This is a genomic window from Aurantimonas marianensis, from assembly GCF_024195285.1.
Lineage (GTDB): Bacteria > Pseudomonadota > Alphaproteobacteria > Rhizobiales > Rhizobiaceae > Aurantimonas > Aurantimonas marianensis.
On record NZ_JALHBS010000054.1, the window covers coordinates 1 to 5,472 of the forward strand.

At 64.5% G+C, this 5,472-nt stretch carries 5 protein-coding genes, 3 tRNA genes and 1 pseudogene; 2 read left to right on the plus strand and 7 right to left on the minus strand.

Annotation, left to right across the window (positions count from 1 at the left end):
* The 3 genes and pseudogenes from MJ956_RS10120 to MJ956_RS10130 form a co-directional block, all read right to left on the minus strand.
* A pseudogene (locus MJ956_RS10120) lies at positions 1-76 on the minus strand (GTP-binding protein); the annotation flags it as partial.
* A 173-nt stretch (positions 77-249) separates the two neighbouring features.
* Positions 250-323, minus strand: a tRNA-Gly gene (locus tag MJ956_RS10125).
* A 22-nt stretch (positions 324-345) separates the two neighbouring features.
* Positions 346-430, minus strand: a tRNA-Tyr gene (locus MJ956_RS10130).
* 235 nt (positions 431-665) lie between these two features.
* Between MJ956_RS10130 and MJ956_RS10135 the strand changes: the two genes are divergently transcribed.
* Positions 666-1,514: a TrmH family RNA methyltransferase gene (locus MJ956_RS10135; protein WP_253964350.1), complete on the plus strand. Its 849-nt coding sequence runs from the start codon at positions 666-668 to the stop codon at positions 1,512-1,514.
* Between the two features lie 125 nt (positions 1,515-1,639).
* Here MJ956_RS10135 and MJ956_RS10140 read toward each other — a convergent pair.
* Positions 1,640-1,714, minus strand: a tRNA-Thr gene (locus MJ956_RS10140).
* A gap of 162 nt (positions 1,715-1,876) precedes the next feature.
* Between MJ956_RS10140 and MJ956_RS10145 the strand changes: the two genes are divergently transcribed.
* Positions 1,877-2,650 carry an NAD kinase gene (locus MJ956_RS10145; protein ID WP_253964351.1) on the plus strand — a complete coding sequence of 258 codons (774 nt, stop codon included), beginning with the start codon at positions 1,877-1,879 and terminating at the stop codon, positions 2,648-2,650.
* Between the two features lie 233 nt (positions 2,651-2,883).
* On the opposite strand, the gene MJ956_RS10150 is transcribed toward MJ956_RS10145, so the two are convergent.
* From MJ956_RS10150 to MJ956_RS10160, 3 genes are all read right to left on the minus strand, one after another.
* Positions 2,884-4,023: a DUF2336 domain-containing protein gene (locus MJ956_RS10150; RefSeq protein ID WP_253964352.1), complete on the minus strand. Its 1,140-nt coding sequence runs from the start codon at positions 4,021-4,023 to the stop codon at positions 2,884-2,886.
* A 111-nt stretch (positions 4,024-4,134) separates the two neighbouring features.
* Positions 4,135-4,755 carry a flavin reductase family protein gene (locus MJ956_RS10155; RefSeq protein WP_253964353.1) on the minus strand — a complete coding sequence of 207 codons (621 nt, stop codon included), beginning with the start codon at positions 4,753-4,755 and terminating at the stop codon, positions 4,135-4,137.
* A gap of 2 nt (positions 4,756-4,757) precedes the next feature.
* A complete protein-coding gene (locus tag MJ956_RS10160; protein ID WP_256477817.1) occupies positions 4,758-5,342 on the minus strand; it encodes a nitroreductase family protein in 585 nt (194 codons plus the stop codon).
* Positions 5,343-5,472: the final 130 nt, after the last annotated feature.

Here is a 5,472-nt window from a genome sequence, read left to right on the forward strand (position 1 = left end):
TCTTGCCGTGATCAACGTGACCAATCGTCCCGATGTTCACATGCGGCTTGTTGCGCTCGAATTTGCTCTTGGCCATCGCCGACTCCCAACTTCGCAGGCGGTTATTTTCCGGCGCCACATAGCGAGTGCGGCGGGCAATGACAAGCGTCCGAACCGCGGCGCCGTCAAACCAGCCGCCGCGAAGCCAGGCGACACGATCGATTTCAGGGATGCAACGGAATGAGCGGGAGCGCAGCCGCACTATGGCATTGGAGCGGGTAGCGGGAATCGAACCCGCATATTCAGCTTGGAAGGCTGCTGCTCTACCATTGAGCTATACCCGCACTTCTAGCAAGCGATCGGCAGTGGTGGAGGGGGCTGGATTCGAACCAGCGTACGCATAGCGAACGGATTTACAGTCCGTCTCCTTTAACCACTCGGACACCCCTCCGAAACTGCCGTCGATGCGCGCAAGCGCTTCGCCGTAGATGGATCGCGGCGGCGCATTCGCCAACCCCCGCGCTTCCGAGCGGCCTTATGAAAGGCGCGGAGCGATCTGTCAACGGCGCCCGCCCGTTGCGACGTCGATGGGCTGGATCCGGGGTACTCATCACGTTTTTTCGCATCCACCGTTGCGGGGGACTGCGCGCATTGAGCCCCGGCGCGTGCTAAGATAAGCAGCGGCGATGAGCGACGAGCCGACGACCCACACGCCCAAGGATTCTCACTACGCCAAGCTGCGGCGCGCCCATCGCGACCGCAAGCGCGGTGATGGCGAGGTGCCGGCTCGCCCGGACAAGCGGGTCCAACCCGGTCGCCCGGACCCGGCGGGTCGCGTCCGGCTCTACGGACTGCACACGGTTGCCGCAGCGCTTCGCAACCCGCGGCGCAAACTCCATCGCCTGCTCGCGACACGCAACGCGTTGGCTCGGCTCGACATGACCGAGGATCAACTCCCCTGCCCGGTCGAACTCGTCGAGCCAAGACAGCTTGATTCCGAGCTCGGGAGCGACGCCGTCCATCAGGGCGTGATGCTCGAGGCCGATCCGTTGCCGACCCGTCGGCTGGCCGATCTCGGAGAGGCCCGCCTCGTCCTCGTGTTGGATCAGGTGACCGACCCGCACAATGTCGGCGCGATTTTGCGCTCGGCGACGGCGTTTGGGGCGGATGCATTGGTCACCACCACGCGCCATTCGCCCCAGGAAGGCGGTGTTCTCGCCAAGGCTGCCTCGGGCGCGCTGGAGCACGTTCCGCAAATCGAGGTCGTCAATCTCGCCGAAGCGCTGATGGACTTGTCGAAACGTCGTTTTCGCACCGTCGGGCTCGATTCGGAGGGGCCGGAGAGCTTCGAGGCGGCGCTGTCGGGTGACAAGATCGCCATCGTCCTCGGTGCCGAGGGCAAGGGACTTCGCCAGAAGACCAGGGCGACGGTCGATGTCCTGGCGCGGCTGCAAATGACCGGCGCGATCCGTTCGCTCAACGTTTCCAATGCCGCCGCCATCGCGCTCTACGCAACCCGGCGTCACCTCGGCTGACGGATATCTAGCCCGCGAATCCGCGCCGTTCGCGGCCGATTCGGCAGGCGGGTGCCATCGATATGTCGCAGGGACGATCCGTTGCCCCGGGCTCTAGCTCGGACAGGGTCTGATGATCGGGAAAATGGTGCCGGATGAGGGGATTGAACCCCCGACCTTCGGTTTACAAAACCGCTGCTCTACCGCTGAGCTAATCCGGCCCGGCGCGGCCCATAACATATTTGTCGGCCCTATGCAGCGGGTTTTTGACCCGCAGGCAGCCACGGCGGCGCTTGGCCTCGGCCGCCCGCCGCGCTAGGTCTCAGCCTCCGACAACGCGGCACCGATCCGCATCCTTGAAAAGTCGAGCCCCGCCCCGATCGATGCCACGCCCAGTCCAATCCATCACCTTCGTCGCCAGCGAGAGCCAGGCCGCCCAGGAGGCCGCTCACCGTCTTTCGGCGCTCTACGGCAATGACAGCGAGGAAAACGCCGACGTGGTAGTCGCGCTCGGCGGCGACGGCTTCATGCTTCAGACGCTGCACCGGTTCATGGGCAGCGGCATACCGATCTACGGCATGAACAAGGGCACGATCGGCTTCCTGATGAACGAGTTTCGCGAAGACGGCCTCAGAGAACGTCTGGGAGCGGCGATCGAAAATGCCATCCATCCGCTCACCATGACCGCCGTCGACGCTGCCGGCAAAACCCACAAAGCGTTGGCGATCAACGAGGTGGCTATCTTTCGCCAGTCCTACCAAGCCGCCCGGCTACGGATTTCGATCGACGGCAAGGTCCGGCTGGACGAACTCGTCTGCGACGGCGTGATGGTCGCGACACCGATCGGCTCGACGGCTTACAACCTATCGGCACAAGGCCCGATCATTCCGGTCGATGCGCCACTGCTGGCACTGACGCCGGTCAGCCCGTTCCGCCCACGTCGGTGGCGCGGAGCGCTGTTGCCCAATCATCAGACGGTCGAAATCATCGTCCTTGAACCGGAAAAGCGTCCCGTGAACGCCGTCGCCGACGCGACCGAAGTGAAGTCGGTTCACCGAATCACAATTTGCGAATCGCTCAACGACACCGGCCTCATCCTGTTCGACCACGATCATTCCTGGGACGAACGTATTCTCGCCGAACAATTTCGTTATTAGCGAGCGTTGCCCGAAAGGCCTGTAGCCCGCCCGTCCTCCGCCGGCAGATGAAGGTGCGAACGGATTATTGGCCGCCGCTCGGATTGTGCTGGGCAGACGCCAGAATCGCCAAAGCATGCCCTTGGTGTGTCTGAATGAGACCGGATACGTCATGCCCGAGATCGATGTGATCGGCTGAATGATAGACCCACCCAACGCTTCGGTTCGGCTGGCATACGCATCGACGGTCCGGCTCAGGCGGCAAGCCTGCGAGCCTGCTCGCGCGCCGCGTCGCGTTCGGTCTCACCGGCCAGCCGACCCAAAAACCGCATCATCGCCTCGAAGCCGGCGGACCGCGGTCGACTCGTCGACACGGCGACGAGCCGCTGCATGATCAGCTGCGGCACGTCCTCTGCGGCTACGACGCGTGTTCCTGATGCGACCTCGCGCCAGACCCCCACTGCAATCAGGAATAGCGGCGCGACCACGGACGGCAGTCCGCATGCGGTGATCATGGTCCGGAAAGCGCCGTCGCGGCCCTCGGCGAGGATCGAGCGGACACGTCGTTCCGACATCGACGACAGTCGCGCCAAAGCGGCCGCGAACAGGTCGATATTGCCGGCACAGACGGTCCGCAGGAGGAACGCGACGTTGAGCTGGCCACTGGCGCGCAGATGTTCGACCAGTGCGGGAATTTCGGCTTCGGGAATGGTTTCGGCGAGCATCGCCGTCGCCCGTTCACAGGCGTCGAAAGCCAGGCGCTCGGCCCGGTCCGCGCCGACGAGGGTGCGCAAGATCGGCAGCCCGGCGAGCGCCTGCCCCGTGCGAAGGATCATCGTCTGGCGCACCGTCGCCGGCAGATCGGGGCGATCGAGCAGCGCACCGCGCACCGACGCGCTGCCACCATGCCGTTCGGCAATTCGCCGGAAACTCACACTAGCGATCGCGGCACCTCTGTTTTCGAGCAAGGTTACACAGTTGGCCGGTTCCGCGACCTCGGCAATCGCTGCCGCGACGCGCGTCGACAAGACGCTCCGGGTTGCAATCGCCGTGCGCAATTCGGCCGACCCACCGGCAACCAGGTCGATCAGTTCGTCGTCGCGCAAAGCCGGCGAACGGCTGGCGACGACGCAGGCAATCGCCGGGCTATCCTCGCAGAGGCTGAGCAGCACCGCGCGGGGAACCCGGCTGTCATCGGCAAGCCCCTCTGCGAGCGCCAGTCGAACCTTCGGCGAGGGATCGTCGAGCATGAGGGTCAAGGCCGCCTCGACCCCGGACCGTTCCTCCGCTGTAATGCCGCTTTCGACAAAAGCGCGCGCAAGGATTGTCGCGCCCTCCGCGCGCTCGGCGCTATTGGCCGTCTCGCACCATTTGACGAACCGCTGGACGATCATGGAAAACGCGACCTCTACCGCTACCGAACTCGCGGTCGATACTGGCCAGCAAAGGTTTAGGTTTCGTTCACCATAGCGATCCATCCCGGCATAGGCTGTCCGCGAGGTCTGCTAAACGTCGCCGCCATCGGGGGTTCGGGGACGCGCCATCTGGAAAACCTGATCGGTGACCGCATAGTCGAGATAGCCGAGCCGGGCGAGCGGCGCTGCAAGGGTCATGTCGATCATGCCGTCCTTGAGAATTGCCTCGTCGATGTGAATCCCGACGACCTGACCGATTACGACGACGTTCTCCGATACTTCTCCGTTCAGTCCGGTCGGCCGGAACGAATGGGTCACCCGGCACTCCAGCGCCGCCGGACTCTCGGCGACACGGGGTGCGGCAACCAGCCGTGACGACGCCTCGGTCAAGCCTGAAAGGCCGAACTCGCTGGTTCCGCGCCCGGCAGCCGCGGACGTCCGATTCATCTGCGCGGCAAGATGCCGCGTCGCGAGATTGGCAACGAACTCGCCGCTTTGGATCGCGAAACTGGCGGAATCCTTCATACCGACGGAAGAAAACATCACGAGCTTCGGCCGATCGCTAATAGCGTTGAAGAAGCTGTAGGGCGCGAGATTGACCGAGCCATCCTTGGCCCGCGTCGAGATCCAACCGATCGGCCGCGGCGCGACGATCGCCTTGAACGGGTCATGCGACAGGCCGTGATCGTTCCGGTCGGTCGTGTAGAACAGCATCACCCGTCACCCGGCGCGCGCGCTTCGCTGACCACGTCGGCCAATGCCGGGCGAGGACGCTCCGAGGGCGATTCCTGCGGCGTGCCCACATGAATGAAGCCGACGACCTTCTCCTCCGGCTGAATGCCGAGGATGGCCTTCGCCTCCTCGTCATAGGCGACCCATTCCGTGACCCAGTTCGCCGCATAACCCTTGGCGTGAACGGCGTTGACGAGATTCATCGCCGCCGCGCCCCCGGACAGGACCTGCTCCCAGATCGGGATCTTCACATGCTCTTTCGCGGTCGAAACGACGGCGATCACCAGCGGACTTCGGCTGAAGCGACTGGATTCGACCCGCCGACGTGTGTCGGGCAACGGCCCGCCCTCGCGCCGCTCGACCAGTGCCGCCAGCGCGGCACCGATCCGCTCTGCCGATTCGTCGCGATAGAGAATGAAGCGCCAGGGCGCGAGCTTGCCATGGTCAGGCACGCGCACCGCGGCCGACAGGATTGCGTCCAGGTCCGCACCCTCCGGTGCGGGGGCGGCCAACATCGGGATCGGCACCGAACGGCGGGTGGACAAGAGCTTAAACGGGTCGGTCAAGGAGGTATCTTTCGGTAGTGGTCGGGCGAGACAGTCGCGGATATCGGGACGATTCGTTGACCCCGGATTAGGGCGGACCTTCAGTCGCCCGAACCGACGGCCGGGTCCAAGACCGCCGCCACATCCGAGG

What these genes read in the sequence shown, in the direction of transcription:
- MJ956_RS10135 (WP_253964350.1), top strand. Translation starts at nt 666, where the DNA reads ATGAGCGACGAGCCGACGACCCACACGCCCAAGGATTCTCACTACGCC.
- MJ956_RS10145 (WP_253964351.1), top strand. Translation starts at nt 1,877, where the DNA reads ATGCCACGCCCAGTCCAATCCATCACCTTCGTCGCCAGCGAGAGCCAG.
- MJ956_RS10150 (WP_253964352.1), bottom strand. Translation starts at nt 4,023, where the DNA reads ATGATCGTCCAGCGGTTCGTCAAATGGTGCGAGACGGCCAATAGCGCC.